Source organism: Parahaemophilus parainfluenzae (assembly GCF_001055095.1).
GTDB classification, from domain to species: domain Bacteria; phylum Pseudomonadota; class Gammaproteobacteria; order Enterobacterales; family Pasteurellaceae; genus Haemophilus_D; species Haemophilus_D parainfluenzae_Z.
Window position 1 is genome coordinate 61,296 of sequence record NZ_JVHG01000025.1, and the last position, 18,931, is coordinate 80,226.

The 18,931-nt window shown below is 38.1% G+C and carries 15 protein-coding genes; 14 read left to right on the forward strand and 1 reads right to left on the reverse strand.

Annotated elements, in window-relative coordinates; all coding sequences use genetic code 11:
* The first annotated feature begins 33 nt into the window (after positions 1-33).
* From ADA56_RS08105 to ADA56_RS08115, 3 genes are all read left to right on the forward strand, one after another.
* A complete protein-coding gene (locus ADA56_RS08105) occupies positions 34-1,344 on the forward strand; it encodes a DUF262 domain-containing protein (protein WP_049370095.1) in 1,311 nt (436 codons plus the stop codon).
* Positions 1,331-3,265 carry a GmrSD restriction endonuclease domain-containing protein gene (locus tag ADA56_RS08110; RefSeq protein WP_049370096.1) on the forward strand — a complete coding sequence of 645 codons (1,935 nt, stop codon included), beginning with the start codon at positions 1,331-1,333 and terminating at the stop codon, positions 3,263-3,265. The genes ADA56_RS08105 and ADA56_RS08110 overlap by 14 nt, the downstream gene beginning before the upstream one ends.
* A 63-nt stretch (positions 3,266-3,328) precedes the next feature.
* Positions 3,329-5,386 carry an AAA family ATPase gene (locus tag ADA56_RS08115; protein WP_049370097.1) on the forward strand — a complete coding sequence of 686 codons (2,058 nt, stop codon included), beginning with the start codon at positions 3,329-3,331 and terminating at the stop codon, positions 5,384-5,386.
* 43 nt (positions 5,387-5,429) lie between these two features.
* Here the strand turns inward: ADA56_RS08115 and ADA56_RS08120 are convergent, their stop codons facing one another.
* A complete protein-coding gene (locus ADA56_RS08120; RefSeq protein ID WP_014065022.1) occupies positions 5,430-5,663 on the reverse strand; it encodes a zinc ribbon domain-containing protein in 234 nt (77 codons plus the stop codon).
* A gap of 203 nt (positions 5,664-5,866) precedes the next feature.
* Between ADA56_RS08120 and ADA56_RS08125 the strand changes: the two genes are divergently transcribed.
* The 11 genes from ADA56_RS08125 (at position 5,867) to murG (ending at position 18,891) form a co-directional block, all read left to right on the forward strand.
* Positions 5,867-7,441, forward strand: a complete 1,575-nt coding sequence (locus ADA56_RS08125; RefSeq protein WP_049370098.1) for a carbon starvation CstA family protein — start codon at positions 5,867-5,869, stop codon at positions 7,439-7,441.
* A gap of 209 nt (positions 7,442-7,650) precedes the next feature.
* Positions 7,651-8,109, forward strand: a complete 459-nt coding sequence (gene mraZ / locus ADA56_RS08130) for a division/cell wall cluster transcriptional repressor MraZ (protein ID WP_005696540.1) — start codon at positions 7,651-7,653, stop codon at positions 8,107-8,109.
* Positions 8,110-8,193: 84 nt separating this feature from the next.
* Positions 8,194-9,162, forward strand: coding sequence for a 16S rRNA (cytosine(1402)-N(4))-methyltransferase RsmH (rsmH, locus tag ADA56_RS08135; RefSeq protein ID WP_049370099.1), 969 nt, complete (start codon positions 8,194-8,196; stop codon positions 9,160-9,162).
* A 1-nt stretch (position 9,163) separates the two neighbouring features.
* Positions 9,164-9,484: a cell division protein FtsL gene (gene ftsL / locus ADA56_RS08140; RefSeq protein WP_005696538.1), complete on the forward strand. Its 321-nt coding sequence runs from the start codon at positions 9,164-9,166 to the stop codon at positions 9,482-9,484.
* 14 nt (positions 9,485-9,498) lie between these two features.
* Positions 9,499-11,319, forward strand: a complete 1,821-nt coding sequence (locus tag ADA56_RS08145) for a penicillin-binding transpeptidase domain-containing protein (protein ID WP_049366208.1) — start codon at positions 9,499-9,501, stop codon at positions 11,317-11,319.
* 14 nt (positions 11,320-11,333) lie between these two features.
* A complete protein-coding gene (murE, locus tag ADA56_RS08150) occupies positions 11,334-12,803 on the forward strand; it encodes a UDP-N-acetylmuramoyl-L-alanyl-D-glutamate--2,6-diaminopimelate ligase (RefSeq protein WP_049370100.1) in 1,470 nt (489 codons plus the stop codon).
* A 5-nt stretch (positions 12,804-12,808) separates the two neighbouring features.
* Positions 12,809-14,179 carry a UDP-N-acetylmuramoyl-tripeptide--D-alanyl-D-alanine ligase gene (gene murF / locus ADA56_RS08155; protein WP_049370101.1) on the forward strand — a complete coding sequence of 457 codons (1,371 nt, stop codon included), beginning with the start codon at positions 12,809-12,811 and terminating at the stop codon, positions 14,177-14,179.
* Positions 14,173-15,255 (forward strand): phospho-N-acetylmuramoyl-pentapeptide-transferase, encoded by a 1,083-nt coding sequence (mraY, locus tag ADA56_RS08160; RefSeq protein ID WP_049370102.1) that lies wholly within the window; start codon positions 14,173-14,175, stop codon positions 15,253-15,255. Before murF ends, mraY begins: the two co-directional genes overlap by 7 nt.
* Positions 15,256-15,317: 62 nt before the next feature.
* On the forward strand, positions 15,318-16,631 hold the full coding sequence (gene murD, locus ADA56_RS08165) for a UDP-N-acetylmuramoyl-L-alanine--D-glutamate ligase (RefSeq protein WP_049370103.1): 1,314 nt from the start codon (positions 15,318-15,320) through the stop codon (positions 16,629-16,631).
* Positions 16,632-16,645: 14 nt separating this feature from the next.
* Complete coding sequence (ftsW, locus tag ADA56_RS08170) at positions 16,646-17,830, forward strand: putative lipid II flippase FtsW (protein WP_049366214.1); 1,185 nt, start codon at positions 16,646-16,648, stop codon at positions 17,828-17,830.
* A gap of 8 nt (positions 17,831-17,838) precedes the next feature.
* The gene (gene murG, locus ADA56_RS08175) at positions 17,839-18,891 is read left to right on the forward strand and encodes an undecaprenyldiphospho-muramoylpentapeptide beta-N-acetylglucosaminyltransferase (protein ID WP_049366215.1); all 1,053 of its coding nucleotides are present in this window, start codon (positions 17,839-17,841) and stop codon (positions 18,889-18,891) included.
* The last annotated feature ends 40 nt before the right edge of the window (positions 18,892-18,931 follow it).

Genomic DNA, 18,931 nt, shown 5'->3' on the forward strand with positions numbered 1-18,931 from the left:
ATTATAAAAATATTCTAAGGAACCCAAATTATTATGAGTGAAGAAAAAGCAAAAATACTCAAGATTAAAGATGTATTTGATTTGAAGTTGAGCATTCCTGATTATCAAAGACCATACAAATGGACAGTTAAAAATGTTCAACAGCTTATTGATGATTTACTTACGCATTTCCGTGATAGCAAAGTTTATCGAATCGGTACAATTGTTTTATATAAAAATGATGGTAAGTCTGAAATAGTTGATGGACAACAGCGACTTACTACGCTATCGCTATTGCTTCATAAATTAGGTAGGAACGATATTTTATTTTTGCAGGAAAAGTTAAGTCATAGCATTAGTAAATTTAATATTATAGAGAATTATAAATTTATTAATAGTTATAATTTCCCTTTAGGATTTGAGGAGTACATCTTAAAAATATGCGAAATGGTTCGTATTGAACTTGATGATTTAGATGAGGCCTTCCAATTTTTTGACTCACAAAACTCAAGAGGGAAACCTTTAGAATCTTATGATTTGCTGAAAGCTTATCATTTACGAGAAATGAAAGATAAATCCAAAGAGATTATTCATCATTGTGTTGAACGTTGGGAGAAATCTGCACTTTCTCAAGAAATCAATAATTTAGATAAAATTATCAACTATATTCTTTTTAGATTACGCCGATGGCACTATCAAGAAAGCGGAGAAGTTTTTACATCGGACGAGCTAGAGACATTTAAAGGCGTATCAGAAAGTACTAACTATCCTTATCTTAGCCCTCTGTTTGCAACAAAGGTTGTAGAGAAATTAGCACAACAAAATCCTATGTTTTATCATCCAAGATTTGTGAAAACAAATTTTCAAACGATACAAACGTTAATAAATGGTGAGCAATTTTTTGATTATGTTCAGTATTATGCTGAAAGCTATGAAAAATTATTCAAAGAAGGAATTGGACTTGTTGATAAAGTGACAAAAATTAACGGTAAAGATCTAGGAAAAGGTGTAAATACTTTTCTCAATAATCAAGATTATTGCTATCGAGTAGGTGATAAGTATTTAAAAAATTTATTTGAATGTATAGTGTTATTCTATTTTGATAAGTTTGGTGAAATATATTTAGATGAATTTATAAATAAAGCATTTTTATGGGTTTATCGAATTCGTTTTGAATATCAGCGTATTACTTTCAAAACTATAGAAGATGAGACTCACTCAAAAAATGGATTATTTAATCATATAGAGAAATCTTCTACACCAATACAAGTGCTGAGATATACCTCAGCAATACGTGAAGATAAGTTTAGAAACATAGACAATAAAATAAAGGAAGTTTTTGAGGTAAAAGATGAGCAATGCTAAAGAATATGTAAAAACATTAACCATATCTGATTTATTTGATGATAAGAATAAATGTAACTATATTATTCCAATCTACCAACGTAATTATGCTTGGGGCGACGATGAAATTCGTTCATTGCTTCAAGATATAAAAAATGCTTGTGAAAAAACTAAAAAACAAGATAAAAATTATTATATTGGAAGCTTAGTTGTTTATCGCCGAGAAAATGGTGATTTTGAAGTAATTGATGGACAGCAAAGACTAACAACACTCACGTTAATAATGCATTATCTTGGTGAATTAAGTTTTAGAAATGTTTCTTTTGAACATCGAGATGAATCTGAACAAGCATTATCCAATCTTAATTCTAAAAAATTACCAAGTAATTTTTCACAAGCATTAGAAACAATTAAGAAAGTAATTGATGAATGGGGAAATAATAAAGATGAAATTGTAAAATTCCTTTTGGATAAAGTTGAAATTATCCGAACTGAAGTGCCAGAAGGTACAGATTTAAACCATTATTTTGAAATTATGAATACCCGTGGAGAGCAGCTTGAAAAGCATGAAATTCTAAAAGCCCGTTTGATGGAGAAATTATCTGAAGGTATTGAACAATTATTATTTGCCAAGATTTGGGATGCCTGTTCTGATATGAGTCGGTATGCTGTAATGGGGTTTGACTCTGAGTTAAGAGAAGTCATTTTTGGTAATGATTGGCAGAAAACACCTAGAGTTTTTAGGAAGGAAATTTTAAGAGTAGCCGATGAACTTAATAAAGGTAAAGGAAAGAAAGAAGAGGACGGAAAGAATGGAGAGAAAATCGTAGATCTTCTTAATAGCAAGAAAAAAATAGAACTAAAAGATGGACATTTAGAAGATAAATACGATGGTGCATTTACTTCAGTAATTGATTTCCCTAATTTCTTAATGCATGTTTTAAGAATTTATTTAGAAGGATCTTATGATGGTAGATTCCAAAATGTTCCATTAGATGAAAAAGAGCTGTTAAATGATTTTGGTGACCAATGGAATAAAGAAAAGGTGATTAAATTTATAGATGTTCTGTTATCTTGTAGATATTTATTTGATAAATACGTGATTAAATCAAGCACTCTACGTTCAGAAGATGAACATTGGTCTTTATGGTGTGTTTTCAAAGGAAATTCAAGTAATTATTACTATAAGAATACTTTTGGTAGTGATAAATCTGAATCAAATGATACAGATGCAAATGAACAAACAAAAAATGCAATAATGTTACTTTCTATGTTCCATGTTTCTAACCCATCTCGTATTTACAAAAACTGGTTGTATGCTGTATTACGTTGGTTATTTAAGAATAAGGATAATATAACTTTTGATAGCTATGTTGATTTTCTAAAAGAGCTTTGCGATAAATTCTATTTTGGTAATAACTGTCAAGGAAAAGATATTACAGCGATTATATTAGAAAAGGTGAAATTTGAATTAAATTCAGGAGATAAAAAAGATTGGGATGATGGAGTAAATGTTCCTAACTTTGTATTTAATCGACTAGATTATCAATTATGGAAACTGCCTGGTGAAAAAGTAAAAGATTTTCTAAAAAATGATGGGTGGTTAACTGAGAATACTAAAGATGCTATTTGGAAAAAATTTAGATTTACCTTTAGAAGTTCGGTAGAACATCATTATCCACAACATCCTATAGATGGTCATACAATTAAAGAAATTGATATGTTCGGCAATTTGTATTTATTATCTCAAAGTAAAAATTCTCGTTTAAGTAATTTAACTCCTGTAGCAAAGCGCGATATTATTAAAACATGGAAGAATTGCGATAGTCTAAAACAAGTCATAATGATGAGTCATGATAAATGGGGGGAAGACGAGATAAAAGTGCATGGAGAAAAAATGCTCACAATTCTAAATCAACCTTTATCCAAAACTGATTCTTAACGACACCTTTTGTCGCACCCATCACTAAAATACTCCTTACCAACCCAGTAAGGAGTATTTTTTATGTCTGAATATAAATTAAACCCACCTACAGTGTCTTCTTATACTGAAAATATGATGCTTAAAGTTTTATTTGAGCATAAAGGTTTTTCTGAAGTGTTTCGGGAGAGTAGTTGGCGAAGTGATGAAATTGCCAGTGCGTTTGGGCTGCCTGAAGAATTAGAGAATGATAAAAATCTACGCACAGTTGCTCGTCGGCTTTTAAAAGAGCGGTATAAAACACTCCAAAAATCCACCGCACTTTTACCGGAGTTATGGAAACAGGCGTATGAAAATTTGGCAACGTTGGCAGAATTTTTGCAGCTGAATCCCGTTGAACAGGAACTTCTTCGCTTTGCCATGCATTTACGCAGTGAAGGAGCTATGCGAGATTTGTTTGGCTACTTGCCGAAATCGGATTTGCAAAGAACGGCTGCGATCATGGCGGATTTACTGAAGCAGCCGAAAAATCAGATTCTATCCGCCTTAAAGAAAGGCAGTAAACTCGATGCTTATGGTTTGATTGATCGCGATTATCGCCCCGATAGTGTGCATGATTATTTAGATTGGGGCGAAACCTTAGATTTTGATGAATTTGTGACACAACCATTAAACGAAAACGTCCTATTAAAATCTTGTACGGAAGTCGCTCAAGTGCCAAGTTTGGAACTGGATGATTTTGCCCATATTGCCGGCATGAAAGAGATGATGTTGACCTATTTACAACAGGCAATAAAACATCATCGGAAAGGCGTGAATCTTTTAATTTATGGCGTGCCCGGCACCGGTAAAACCGAATTTGCCGGGTTGCTTGCACAGGCATTAGGGATTTCGGCGTATAACATTACTTATATGGATTCTGACGGAGATGTTGTGAAGGCGGAGCAACGCCTGAACTATAGTCGTCTTGCTCAAACGCTATTGAACGGGAAGCAGGCGCTTTTAATTTTTGATGAAATTGAAGATGTGTTTAACGGCTCGTTTATGGAGCGTTCTGTTGCGCAAAAAAATAAAGCGTGGACAAATCAGTTGTTGGAAAACAATAACGTGCCGATGATTTGGTTATCCAATTCGGTACACAGCATAGATGCGGCTTTTTTGCGTCGTTTTGATTTTGTGTTTGAAATGCCGGATTTGCCGTTGAAAAATAAATCGGCGTTAATTTCGCAGTTGGCAGGCGGTAAATTAACGGCGGAATATGTGCAACATTTTGCCAAAGTGCGGTCACTTTCTCCGGCTATTTTAACGCGTGTGTTCAATGTGGCAAATGCGGTTGATAACGGCAAAAAAACTTTTTCTGAGATCTTGCTTACGCTATTTAATGAAACCTTACAGGCACAAGGTAAAAAGAAAATTGAGCCGTTGGTGGAAAGTAAACTGAGTTATCAGCTTGAGTGGGTTTCCTGCAATGAAAATATTCATAAAATCACCGAAGGATTAATGCGAACCAAAAAAGGCAGAATTTGTTGCTATGGTCCGCCTGGAACAGGAAAAACCGCTTGGGCAGCGTGGCTTGCGGAACAGTTGGACATGCCGCTGTTGCTAAGACAAGGCTCTGATTTGCTCGATCCTTATGTAGGTGGAACGGAACGAAATATTGCTGAGGCATTTGAATCAGCAAAGCGTGATAATTGTTTGTTAGTGCTGGACGAAGTGGATACCTTCTTATTTTCTCGAGAAGGAGCAGACCGAAGCTGGGAACGTTCACAAGTGAATGAAATGTTGACACAAATTGAACGTTTTGAGGGATTAATGGTGGTTTCAACAAACCTGATTGAAGTGCTTGATCCTGCAGCCTTACGTCGTTTTGATTTGAAATTGAAGTTTGATTATTTAACACTGCCACAACGTTTAGATTTTGCTAAACAACAAGCAGAAATTTTAGGGCTGCCGTTGTTATCGGAAGAGGATTTAAGTCAGATTGAATCGCTTAATTTGCTGACGCCTGGTGATTTTGCCGCAGTAGCTCGCCGTCATCAATTTTCTCCTTTTCAAAAGGTGCAAGATTGGCTGAGCGCATTACAAGGTGAATGTGAAGTGAAACCAGCGTTTTCTGCAACGACACGACGGATTGGGTTCTAATTAAAGTGCGGTCAAAATTTTCATTATTTTTTGACCGCACTTTTTATTCTCCTGTCAGCCAACTTGCGAGCAAAATAACGATGGTGAAAATAGCGAACCAAATAAGGTGAAGTTTAGTGCTTTTTCGATTAATTTCGGCATTATGTTGGCGTCGTTCTTCGAGTTTTTGTTTGTAAATTTCAAGATCTTCTTCTTTAAAAGAAAAACCACAATTCGGACAAAATTGAGCGGATTCGCTGATTTTTTTACGACATTCAGGGCAGCGAGTAAGAGCCATTTATGATCCTTTTTTAATTATTTGAATTTATGAGCTTATTGTAAGTGAAAAAAGCGTAATGATAAACGTGATATAGATCACAAATTTGAAACATTGTAAAAATTAAAATTTTTGATTTTGAGAATTTTAACTTAGAATACCGCCGACGAAGTCTAGTATATGGCTAGATTTCGGTATTCATTTATTCCTGAGGAGTATTTTTTATGTTGTGGTTTTTCTTCTGCGTGGCGTTATTGCTTGCAGGTTATTTCTTTTATAGTCGAGTGATTGAGCGCATTTTTGTGATCAATCCAAATCGTCAAACGCCAGCGTATACCATGAATGATGGCGTTGACTATATGCCAATGTCTAAAACCAAGATTTGGTTAATTCAATTATTAAACATTGCTGGTACAGGCCCAATCTTTGGTCCGATTCTTGGTGCGTTATACGGACCAGTTGCTATGCTTTGGATCGTAGTTGGTTGTATCTTTGCTGGTGCGGTACACGATTATTTCTGCGGAATGTTAAGTGTGCGTAATGGCGGGGCATCTATGCCAAACCTTGCAGGTAAATACTTAGGTCGTCCAGTTAAAGCATTCATTAACGTATTAGCTGTTGTACTTTTATTATTAGTGGGTGTGGTATTCGTAGCAAGTCCTGCTCAATTAATGGGTACGATTACAATGGATGTGTTCGGTGCTGCATCAGGTAGCATTTCTATTAGCAATGCGGAAGAAATCCATCAGGTAGCTGAAGCAGGTGGTATTACCGTTTGGGGTATGGATAAAGCGACTGTTATCAGTGTTTGGACTGCTATCATCTTCATTTACTATATTCTTGCGACATTACTTCCAGTTGATAAAATCATTGGCCGTATCTATCCGTTCTTCGGCGCATTATTGCTCTTTATGTCTGTGGGTATGGTATATGGTTTAGTCAGTGCAGATCTAAGCTCAGCGGATCCAATTTCTTTCTATCGTTCTGTGGACGGTATGTCTTTTGAGAAATTCTTCCAAAACTTTGAAACCCGTGCAGATTTACCATTATGGCCACTCTTGTTCTTAACAATCTCTTGTGGTGCATTATCTGGTTTCCACGCAACACAAAGTCCGTTAATGGCTCGTTGTACTGAAAACGAAAAAGAAGCTCGTTTCATTTTCTACGGAGCGATGATCGGTGAAGGTGTGATTGCATTAATATGGTGTGCGGTTGGTTTAAGTTTCTATGATTCTTTACCAGATTTATTAGCAGCGATTAAAGCGGGTTCTCCTTCTAAAGTGGTTTATGATTCTTCTATCCACTTCTTAGGTCTTGTTGGTGGTATTTTTGCAGTATTAGGTGTGGTTGTTCTTCCGATTACATCAGGCGATACAGCATTCCGTGCGGCACGTCTTGTTATTGCAGAATTCTTCAACTTAGAGCAAAAAACCTTAGCTAAACGTTTAATGATTGCTGTGCCATTATTCGTGGTTGGTTATATCGTATCAAAAGTGGATTTCTCTATCTTATGGCGTTACTTCACTTGGGCGAACCAAACTACTGCGATGGTTATGTTATGGACTGCAGCAGCGTACTTATATCGCTATAATAAATTCCACTGGGTATGTACAATCCCTGCGGCATTTATCAGTACTGTATGTTTCACTTACCTTGCATACAACAAAATCGGTTTCGGTTTAGACTATCAATTATCTGTTTATATTGGCTTAGGCTTAACTGTTCTTTGCTTGGTATTATTCTTCACACAGCTTAAACCATTAGGTGATCGTGACGAAGAAGCGTATGTAAATAACTAATTAAATTGAGTTAAAAATTAAAAAACCGTTTGAGGGAAACCTTAGACGGTTTTTTTGTTTATTTTATTGCCAAAATTTACCAATCTTTACGTTTTAATTGCTTGCAAGTTAAGGCTACAACCGATAAACTTACGCAAAGTGGTGAAAAGTGGAATTTTGTGGAAAATTCTGCCAAATTTTTCTAAAAATAAACGTTTAAAGGTAGAGAAATGTTTCGTGGTGCAGCAGCGGTAAATTTAGATGCGAAGGGTCGTGTAGCGATTCCTACTCGTTATCGTGCTGAAATCATGGAAAAGAACCAAGGTCAAATGGTTTGTACCGTTGATATTCGTCAACCTTGTTTATTACTTTATCCTTTAGATGAATGGGAAAAAATCGAACAAAAGCTACTTTCACTTTCCAACTTTGACCCAAATCAACGTCGCTTACAACGTGTAATGCTCGGTTATGCCACAGAATGTGAAATGGATGCGCAAGGTCGTATCTTATTAAGTGGTCCATTACGTCAACACGCAAAATTAGAAAAAGGCTTAATGTTGGTAGGGCAGTTGAATAAATTTGAAATTTGGAGCGATACTGAATGGTACGCACAAATTGATGAAGATATCGAAATTGGCTCAAGTGCTGAATTCGGTGCTTCTGAAGAACTAAAAATGCTGTCATTATAGAACAGCAGCACTAGCAGGATAAGCGGTGCTTGCGCCGCTCTATCTTTTCTTTATCGATTTTGATTTAACTTTTACTTTTTATTTATGACTACACAAAATTCCTTTTCTGCACCTGAACATATCACGGTTTTGCTTCACGAAGCGGTGAATGGTTTGGCGTTGAAAGAAAATGGAATTTATATTGATGGTACCTTTGGTCGTGGTGGTCATTCTCGTCTAATTCTTTCCCAACTTTCTGAACATGGTCGTTTAATTGCCGTTGATCGTGATCCACGTGCAATTGCTGAAGCTGAAAAAATTCAAGACCCTCGTTTTCATATTGAACATAATAGCTTTTCACACATTCCAGATATCTGTCAAAAACTCGATTTAGTTGGTAAAATTGACGGTATTTTGCTGGATTTAGGCGTATCATCTCCACAGCTTGATGAAGCCGAACGAGGTTTCAGTTTTATGAAAGATGGCCCGTTAGATATGCGTATGGATACTACTCAAGGTTTATCTGCGGCAGAGTGGCTAAAACAAGTATCTGTTGATGATTTAACTTGGGTGTTAAAAACCTTTGGTGAAGAGCGTTTTGCAAAACGAATTGCGACTGCTATCGTTGAATTCAATAAAAGTGCGGTCAAAAATGGCACTGAATGTTTAAGTCGTACTTCTCAGCTTGCTGAATTAATTGCTCAAGCCATACCTTTTAAAGATAAACATAAGCATCCGGCGACGCGTAGTTTCCAAGCCATTCGAATTTATATTAATGCGGAATTAGATGAGTTAGAAAGTGTATTAAATTCTGCATTAGATATGTTGGCGCCAGAAGGGCGTTTATCGATTATCAGTTTCCATTCACTTGAAGACAGAATGGTAAAACATTTCATGCGTAAACAAAGTAAAGGTGAGGATATTCCGAGAGGCTTACCATTACGTGAAGATCAAATCCAACGTAATCAAAAATTAAAAATCATTGGTAAAGCAATTCAGCCAAGTGAGGCAGAAATTTCAGCGAATCCACGTTCAAGAAGCGCGGTATTACGTATTGCGGAAAGGGTGAAATAAGATGTTAGAAAATAGCGAACGTTATCCTTTACAACATATTCTCGTTGAAGATATTTTTTCTTCTAATAAATTAATTGTCGTCTTACTTTTATTAATTTTAGCTTCTGCAATGGGCACAATTTGGATGACCCACCAAACAAGAGGCTTGATTTCTGAAAACGGGCAGTTGGTATTACAACACCAAGCCCTTGAAAACGAATATCGCAATTTGCAATTACAAGAAGCAACCGAAAGTGATAATACAAGAGTTGAATCCATTGCAATCGGTACATTAAAAATGCAACGTGTTCAAAGTGAACAAGAAGTGGTTATTTTTGAATAGGGATTTTGAATAAAATGGTTAGATTTAATTCCTCTAAGAAACCAGGAAAGCCAAAGAAAACAATTAGAAAATTGGCTCAACCTGCGTCAGTAAAACCAAATAAACCGAAGATGGTGTTTGAGAAATGCTTCCTTCGTGGTCGTTATCTTATTGCGACAAGTTTTATTTTCTTAGGATTAGGCGCATTAGTGGCTCGTGCTGCTTATGTGCAATCTGTTAATTCTGAAACCCTTTCTGGCGAAGCGGACAAACGTTCATTACGTAAAGATGACGTTCTTTCTGTTCGCGGTTCAATTTTAGATCGTAACGGCCAATTGTTATCGGTCAGTGTACCGATGAGCGCAATTGTGGCTGAACCTCGTTTAATGCTAAAAGAAAATGCATTAGATGATAAAGAACGCATTAAAGCCCTTGCTAACGAATTAAATATGACACCAGCAGAGTTGGTGAAAAAAATTGAGAAAAATGCAAAATCAGGCTTCTTGTATTTAGCGCGTCAAGTAGAAGCGAGCAAGGCAAATTATATTCGTGAACTCAAAATTAAAGGTATCTCATTAGAGACAGAACCACGTCGTTTTTATCCTCGCGTAGAAGAAGCGGCTCAATTGATCGGCTTTACTAACATTGATGGTAAAGGGATTGAAGGGGTTGAGGCAAGCTTCAACTCTATGTTAGTGGGGAAAGACGGTGCTCGTGTTGTTCGTAAAGATAAACGTGGTAACGTGGTTGAACATATTGCCGATGAGAAAAAATACGATGCACAAGATGTCACCTTAAGTATTGATGAAAAGTTACAATCCATGGTGTATCGTGAAATCAAAAAAGCGGTAACAGAAAACAAAGCTGAATCAGGCACAGCCGTATTGGTGGATGTACGTACGGGTGAAGTATTAGCCATGGCAACCGCACCTTCCTACAATCCGAATAACTTAGCCAATGTAAAAGACGAGTTAAAACGTAACCGAGCGATTACCGATACCTTTGAACCTGGTTCAACCGTAAAACCTTTCGTTGTGTTGACCGCACTTCAACGTGGCGCAGTGAGACGTGATGAGGTAATTAATACCGGTTCATTTACCGTAAGCGGTAAAGAAATTGTCGACGTGGCACCTCGCCCACAACAAACCTTAGATGAAATTTTGATTAACTCCAGTAACCGTGGTGTGAGCCGTCTTGCGTTACGTATGCCACCTTCAGCATTAATGGAAACTTACCAAAATGCAGGTTTAGGTAAAGATACTGAGTTAGGTTTAATCGGTGAGCAACGTGGGGTATTAAATGCAAACCGTAAACGTTGGGCAGATATCGAACGTGCAACAGTGGCTTATGGTTATGGTATTACTTCAACACCATTACAAATTGCGCGTGCTTATGCCACTTTAGGGAGCTTCGGGATTTATCGTCCACTTTCTATCACTAAAGTTGATCCGCCGGTTATTGGTCAACGTGTTTTCTCTGAAAAAATCACGAAAGACGTTGTAGGTATGTTGGAGAAAGTGGCAATCAAAAATAAACGTGCGATGGTTGAAGGTTATCGTGTTGGTGTGAAAACCGGTACAGCTCGTAAAATTGAAAATGGTCACTATGTTAATAAATATGTGGCATTTACAGCGGGTATTGCACCAATTAGCGATCCACGTTATGCATTAGTTATTTTGATTAACGATCCGAAAGCAGGGCAGTACTATGGTGGTGCGGTATCTGCGCCAGTATTCTCAAGCATTATGGGCTATGCATTACGCGCTAATGGTATTGCGCCAGATGCAGAACCAACAGAAAAAACAGCAAGACGCACTGTTCGCTTAAGCGATCAAAAACTTGAAAAAATGAATTAAGAAAAGGCAAAACAATGAAAAAATTGACCGCACTTTTTGATCTTCCGGTGCTTTCAGACATTAATGTGAAGGCGATGGTGTTAGATAGCCGCAAAGTAACTCAAGGTGATCTATTTGTGGCAGTAAAAGGGCATCGTTTTGATGCGAGTCAATTTGTTCCTCAAGCTATTTCTTCAGGTGCAAGTGCGGTCGTTTTAGAGACAGATTTAGAAAACGAGAATTTAAACATCCAATGGCAAAATAATGTGCCAGTGATTCACTACTATCATTTATCAGCCCATCTTTCAGCATTGGCTGGTCAATTTTATGATAATCCTTCCGAAAAATTGACTTTAGTTGGTGTGACTGGAACAAACGGTAAAACTACAGTTTCTCAATTATTAGCTCAATGGGCAACCTTATTAGGACATAAAGCAGCCGTCATGGGTACCATTGGCAATGGTTTATTAGGTCAAGTCAAGGAAGCCAAAAATACCACAGGTTCAGCCGTTGAAGTCCAAGAAAATCTTGCTGATTTTGTAAAAAAAGGCGCAGATTTTGCTTCTATCGAAGTGTCTTCACATGGGTTAGTTCAACATCGTGTTGAAGCACTCAAATTTAAAGCTGCTATTTTTACTAATTTAAGTCGCGATCATTTGGATTATCACGAGACAATGGAAAAGTATGCCGAAGCTAAAAAACGCTTTTTCGTTGATTTAGCCCCCGAATTACAAATTCTTAATGCTGACGATCCAATTGGAGCCGCGTGGTTAAGCGAATTACCAAATGGTATTGCTGTCAGCTGTCGCCCAGATTTTAAACCAACTTCTAAACAATGGCTTTATGCCACACAGATTCGTTTTACTCACGAAGGTGCGGTGATTGATGTTGCTTCAAGTTGGGGTAATGGCACATTACATAGCCCATTAATTGGCGCTTTTAACGTGAGTAATCTGCTGTTAGCCACGGCTGTTTTATTGGCTTTAGGTTATTCTTTCGATGAACTTATCCGTACTGTTTCACAGCTAAAAGGGGTAAATGGAAGAATGGAATTGATTAAGAAAGCTGGCAAACCAACGTTTATCGTTGATTATGCCCATACTCCGGATGCATTAGAAAAAGCCTTAAATGCAGCCCGTGAACATTGTAAAGGTAAACTTTGGTGCATCTTTGGCTGTGGCGGAGATCGTGATGCAGGCAAGCGTCCGCTGATGGCAAAAGCCGCAGAGCAGTATGCAGATTTAGTGATCGTAACCCAAGATAATCCACGTACAGAAGATCCAAATAAAATCGAAGCGGATATTCTCACTGGTTTTAGCCGAATGGAAGATGTTGGTGTGATTCCAGATCGTGAAGAGGCCATCAAATTTACCATTGAGAATGCCGTTGAAAATGACGTGATTGTGATTGCCGGTAAAGGTCATGAAAACTATCAAATCATTGGTGATAAAACACTTCATTTCTCCGATCAAGAAGTGGCTGAAGCCTATTTAACGAAAAAATAAACATAATGATTAAACTTACTACCCAACAGCTTGCCCAAATTTTAAATGCTAATCTTATTGGTGATGGTCAGGCCGTTGTTGAAAATATCAATACTGATACGCGCAAAGCGGTATCCAACTCGCTTTTCTTTGCATTAAAAGGCGAGCATTTTGATGCACATCAATACTTAGATAAAGCCGTTGAGCAAGGTGCGACAGCCTTAGTAGTTCAACAAGCCAACACCGAAATTGCAACACCACAATTGGTTGTAGCAGATACGCGCTTAGCTCTTGGTCAATTAGCAAAATGGTTACGAGAAAAAATTAATCCACGTACGGTGGCGATGACAGGTTCATCAGGTAAAACCACTGTGAAAGAGATGACAGCATCGATTTTGCAACAAACAGCGGGCAATCCTGAAGCTGTGTTATTCACCAATGGTAATTTCAACAACGATATTGGCGTACCACTCACATTATTACGCTTAACAGAACAACATAAATTTGCTGTTATTGAATTAGGCGCAAATCATCAAGGTGAAATTGATTACACGACGCATCTTGCACGGCCTGAAGCCGCATTAGTGAATAATGTAGCAGCTGCCCATTTAGAAGGTTTTGGTTCAATTGAAGGTGTAGTTCGTGCGAAAGGTGAAATCTATCGTGGTTTAACCCCAAATGGTGTAGCCATTATTAACAGTGAACATAATTATATTGAATTGTGGCAAAAAGAAATTGGTTCGCATGCTATTCAATATTTTAATGGTGGCGATTACAAAGCTGAAAATGTCAAACATTCACCTAATGGCTCAACGTTTTCGTTAGTTTCACCAAAAGGTCGCATTGAAATTAATTTGCCTTATTTAGGTGAACATAATGTAAAAAATGCGTTGGCAGCGACCGCACTTTCCATGAATGTGGGCGCGAGTCTTGCTGATGTTAAAGCAGGTCTTGAACATCGTTCTCAAGTAAAAGGACGCTTATTCCCGATTCAAGTGAATGAAAATCTGCTGTTATTAGATGATACTTACAATGCAAACGTTGATTCTTTACAAGCCGCGATTGATGTTTTAAAAAGTTACGATGCTTTCCGCATTTTACTGGTGGGTGATATGAAAGAATTAGGCGAGGATAGCCTAAAATGTCATCAACAAGTGGGCGAGCACGCAAAACAAGCTAAATTAGATTTAGTGCTTTCTTACGGAACGGAAAGTGCGGTCATTTCAGAGGCTGTTTTGGGAAAACATTTTACAGATAAAGCTGAATTGACAGCTTATGCGTTAGATATTATTAAACAGAAATTACAAGAAAACCAAAAAGTCGTCGTACTAGCGAAAGGTTCGCGCTCAATGAAAATGGAAGAGACGATTTATTCATTAAAGGATAGCTTATGTTAGTTTGGCTTGCTGAATATTTAGTTCGCTATGAAACGGCATTTAATGCCATTTCCTATATTACCGTACGTGCGATTTTGGCATTATTAACCGCACTTTTTATTTCTTTATGGATTGGTCCGAAAGTGATCAAACGCCTTCAAATCTTAAAATTTGGGCAAGAAGTGCGTAATGACGGTCCTGAAAGTCACTTTGCGAAAAAAGGCACGCCAACCATGGGCGGTGTGATGATTTTATTCTCCATCGGTGTGAGTACATTATTATGGGCTAACTTAACGAATCCTTATGTTTGGATTTGCTTATTTGTGCTGTTTGGCTACGGGGCTATTGGCTTTGTGGATGATTTCCGTAAAATCACACGTAAAAATACCGATGGTTTAATTGCGCGTTGGAAATATTTCTGGATGTCTGTTGTAGCATTAGTGGCAATCATTTGGTTATATTGGTTAGGTCATGATACCGATGCAACTCGTTTAGTGATTCCATTCTTCAAAGATATCATGCCGCAATTAGGTCTATTCTATATTGTGTTGTCTTACTTTGTGATTGTGGGCACAGGTAATGCGGTAAACTTAACCGACGGTTTAGATGGGCTTGCTATCATGCCAACAGCGTTAGTCGCAGGTGCATTTGCTTTAATCGCATGGGCGACTGGTAACGTTAATTTCGCAGAATACTTACATATTCCTTACATCAAACATAGTTCTGAAGTGGTGGTGTTCTGTACTGCAATCGTAGGCGCAGGCTTAGGTTTCTTATGGTTTAATACTTATCCGGCTCAAGTCTTTATGGGCGATGTCGGCTCTTTAGCACTTGGTGGAGCACTTGGTGTTGTTGCCATCCTTGTTCGTCAAGAATTCTTATTAGTGATTATGGGCGGTGTATTTGTTGTTGAAGCCTTGTCTGTGATTTTGCAAGTGGGTTCTTACAAATTAAGAAAACAACGTATTTTCAGAATGGCACCAATTCATCACCACTTTGAATTAAAAGGCTGGCCAGAACCAAGAGTGATTATTCGGTTTTGGATTATCTCCTTGATGTTGGTGTTGATGGGGCTTGTAACGCTCAAACTAAGATAATTTTTGTAGGGTGCACTTGTTGCACCCTGCGTGATCCCAGAATACGAGAGAAGAAAAACAACATGACAACTCTATATCAAAATAAAACTATCACCATCATAGGCCTTGGAAAAACAGGCCTTTCTTGCGTTGAATATCTTCAATCTCAACAAGCTAATATCCGTGTGATTGATACACGCCAACATCCAGCAGGTGCGGACAAATTACCTAAAAATGTTCCCTTACATACAGGTAGCCTAAATCAACAATGGTTACTTGAAAGCGATATTATTGTCATTAGCCCAGGACTTGCGGTAAAAACACCTGAAATTCAGACCGCACTTTCGGCAGGCGTAGAAGTGATTGGAGATATTGAATTATTCTGCCGAGCTGCCACCAAGCCAATTGTTGGGATTACAGGCTCTAACGGTAAAAGCACCGTGACAACATTAGTCTATGAAATGGCAAAAGCGGCGGGAATAAAAGTGGGCATGGGCGGAAACATTGGCATCCCTGCGTTGTCATTATTAAATGAAGATTGCGATCTTTATGTATTAGAGCTTTCCAGTTTCCAACTTGAAACCACTTACAGTTTGAAAGCGGCTGCAGCGACTGTGCTTAATGTGACTGAAGATCACATGGATCGCTATGTAGATTTAGAAGATTATCGCCAAGCCAAATTACGCATTTACCACAATGCGGAAACAGCAGTAGTGAATTTAGAAGATAAACTCACTTTTGGTGAAGGTGAAAATCAAGCTAAAAAGGTTGTGTCTTTTGCTGAAAATCAAGCGGATTACTGGTTGAAAACCGAAAACGGTAAACAGTACTTAATGGCGAAAGAGGAAGTCATTTTACCTTGTGATGAAGCAACCTTAGTTGGTCGTCATAATTACATGAATATTTTAGCGGCGACAGCGTTAGCGCAAGCAGTCGGCATAAATTTAGAGGCAATTCGTACCGCACTTCGTCAATTTAAAGGCCTAGATCATCGTTTCCAATTAGCGCATCAGGCAAATGGTGTCCGTTGGATTAATGATTCTAAAGCCACTAATGTAGGCAGCACTGTTGCAGCATTGGCTGGTTTATATGTTGAAGGAACATTACATCTTTTATTAGGCGGTGATGGTAAAGGCGCAGATTTTTCTGAATTAAAGGATTTAATCAATCAGCCTCATATTTCAACCTATTGCTTTGGTCGAGATGGGAAACAACTTGCGGCACTTTCAGCTCAAAGCCATTTATTTGAAACCATGGAACAAGCCATTTCATTTTTACGTCCGCATTTAAAATCAGGCGATATGGTGTTATTATCTCCTGCTTGTGCAAGTTTAGATCAGTTTGCCTCTTTTGAGAAACGTGGCGAAGAGTTTACTCGTTTAGCAAAATTAGCTTAAAAATTAGGGTAGTAATGGAATTTATCAATAAAATTAAACAAAATTATGAGCAATGGGCGAGAGTAACTCCTCAGGGATTACTTTACGATCGCGCATTGTTTTGGCTTTTTGTCGTGCTATTGCTGATTGGTTTGGTAGCAGTAACTTCTGCCTCGATGCCTTACAGTGCACGTGTATTTAATGATACATTCTATTTTGCTAAACGTGATGCTGTTTATGTCTTGCTTTCTTTAGCAACTTGCTATTTAACTCTCCAAATTTCTTCTTCCCAATGGGAAAAGTGGCACGCAAAAGTTTTCTTATTAGCTATTGTTTTACTCATACTGGTTTTAGGTATAGGGACTTCTGTCAATGGTGCTAAACGTTGGATTTCTTTAGGGATTTTAAATTTCCAACCTGCAGAATTTGCCAAGCTAGCGTTAACCTGTTTCCTCGCGAGCTATTTTACGCGTCGTTATGATGAAGTACGTGGTAAAAAATTCAGTGCTGCTAAGCCTTTCATTGTGATGGGCGTATTAGGGATATTCTTATTAGCTCAGCCTGACTTAGGGAGTACCGTTGTACTTTTCGTTATTACCTTTGGCATGCTTTTTATTGTCGGTGCAAATTTTTGGCAATTTATTTTGCTAATTGGTACAGGCATACTTCTCTTTGTATGGTTAGTTCTTTCTGCCTCTTATCGTTTAAAACGTTTTACCGGTTTCTTAGAGCCGTTTAAAGATCCTTACGGAACAGGTTTCCAGCTGACTAACTCTTTGATGGCCTTTGGTCGTGGTGAAATTAGTGGGGAAGGACTCGGTAACTCCATTCAAAAACTTGATTATCTTCCTGAAGCGCATACTGACTTTATCATGGCGATTATTGGTGAAGAGTTCGGTTTTATTGGTATTTTGGTTGTTGTGATCCTATTGGGTTTATTGATTTTCCGAGCGATGAAAATTGGACGTGAATCACTCATGTTAGAACAACGTTTCCGTGGCTTTTTTGCTTTAGGTATTAGTTTCTGGATTTTCTTCCAAGGTTTTGTCAATCTAGGCATGGCCTTAGGGATGTTACCAACAAAAGGTTTAACTTTCCCATTAGTGAGTTACGGTGGTTCAAGTATCATTATTATGTCGGCAACCGTAGGGATTTTATTGCGTATTGACCATGAGAATAGATTACAACGTGGCGGCCAAGCGCGTTTGAGAGATGATTAGGAATATTTATGAGTAAAAAATTATTAGTTATGGCGGGTGGTACTGGTGGACATGTTTTCCCCGCCATCGCGGTTGCTCAAGCCTTACAAAAAGAAGGTTGGGAAATTTGCTGGTTAGGCACAAAAGATCGAATGGAAGCACAGCTTGTACCAAAACATGGTATTCCGATTCGTTTCATTCAAATTTCAGGGTTACGTGGTAAAGGCATTAAAGCATTATTTAGTGCCCCTTTTGCTATTTTAAGAGCGGTATTGCAAGCTCGTAAAATTATCAAAGAATATCAACCTAATGCGGTATTAGGTATGGGCGGTTATGTATCTGGCCCAGGTGGCATCGCTGCAAAACTTTGTGGCGTGCCGGTTATTTTACATGAACAAAATGCCGTAGCGGGCTTAACCAATGAATGGTTAGCAAAAATTGCGACACGTGTATTACAAGCTTTTCCAACTGCATTCAAAGATACCGAAGTGGTAGGAAACCCGGTTCGCCAAGATTTATTTGAAATGCCATCACCACAAGCGCGTTTTTCAGAAAGAAGTGGAAAATTGAGAGTGCTCGTCGTGGGGGGAAGCCAAGGGGCTAGAGTGCTCAATCAGACCCTCCCACAAGTTGTTGCTCGTTTGGCAGATAAACTAGAAGTGCGTCATCAAGTGGGTAAAGGTTCTGTTGAAAGTGTGACCGCACTTTATGGTGAGCATGCAGATTCGGTCAAAATTACAGAATTTATTGATAACATGGCAGAAGCTTACGCGTGGGCAGATGTAGTAATTTGTCGTTCTGGTGCGTTAACGGTATGTGAATTAGCTGCAGTGGGGGCACCAGCAATTTTTGTGCCATTCCAGCATAAAGATCAACAACAATATTTAAATGCGAAATACCTTGCCGATGTTGGTGCAGCAAAAATCGTTCAGCAAAATGAATTAAATGCGGATGTGTTAGTCGATTTCTTAGAAAAAACAGATCGTGAAACTTTGTTAGCGATGGCGATTAAGGCAAAAGAAATGTCAGCACCATTGGCGGCTAAACGTGTAGCTAATGTCATTGTAGAAAACGCGAAATAAGAACAGAGAAATTAAGGGAAAGTAAATAGACCCTTAATCT

Coding starts and splice junctions, on each gene's coding strand:
- ADA56_RS08105 (WP_049370095.1), top strand. CDS start 34: ATGAGTGAAGAAAAAGCAAAAATACTCAAGATTAAAGATGTATTTGAT.
- ADA56_RS08110 (WP_049370096.1), top strand. CDS start 1,331: ATGAGCAATGCTAAAGAATATGTAAAAACATTAACCATATCTGATTTA.
- ADA56_RS08115 (WP_049370097.1), top strand. CDS start 3,329: ATGTCTGAATATAAATTAAACCCACCTACAGTGTCTTCTTATACTGAA.
- ADA56_RS08120 (WP_014065022.1), bottom strand. CDS start 5,663: ATGGCTCTTACTCGCTGCCCTGAATGTCGTAAAAAAATCAGCGAATCC.
- ADA56_RS08125 (WP_049370098.1), top strand. CDS start 5,867: ATGTTGTGGTTTTTCTTCTGCGTGGCGTTATTGCTTGCAGGTTATTTC.
- mraZ (WP_005696540.1), top strand. CDS start 7,651: ATGTTTCGTGGTGCAGCAGCGGTAAATTTAGATGCGAAGGGTCGTGTA.
- rsmH (WP_049370099.1), top strand. CDS start 8,194: ATGACTACACAAAATTCCTTTTCTGCACCTGAACATATCACGGTTTTG.
- ftsL (WP_005696538.1), top strand. CDS start 9,164: ATGTTAGAAAATAGCGAACGTTATCCTTTACAACATATTCTCGTTGAA.
- ADA56_RS08145 (WP_049366208.1), top strand. CDS start 9,499: ATGGTTAGATTTAATTCCTCTAAGAAACCAGGAAAGCCAAAGAAAACA.
- murE (WP_049370100.1), top strand. CDS start 11,334: ATGAAAAAATTGACCGCACTTTTTGATCTTCCGGTGCTTTCAGACATT.
- murF (WP_049370101.1), top strand. CDS start 12,809: ATGATTAAACTTACTACCCAACAGCTTGCCCAAATTTTAAATGCTAAT.
- mraY (WP_049370102.1), top strand. CDS start 14,173: ATGTTAGTTTGGCTTGCTGAATATTTAGTTCGCTATGAAACGGCATTT.
- murD (WP_049370103.1), top strand. CDS start 15,318: ATGACAACTCTATATCAAAATAAAACTATCACCATCATAGGCCTTGGA.
- ftsW (WP_049366214.1), top strand. CDS start 16,646: ATGGAATTTATCAATAAAATTAAACAAAATTATGAGCAATGGGCGAGA.
- murG (WP_049366215.1), top strand. CDS start 17,839: ATGAGTAAAAAATTATTAGTTATGGCGGGTGGTACTGGTGGACATGTT.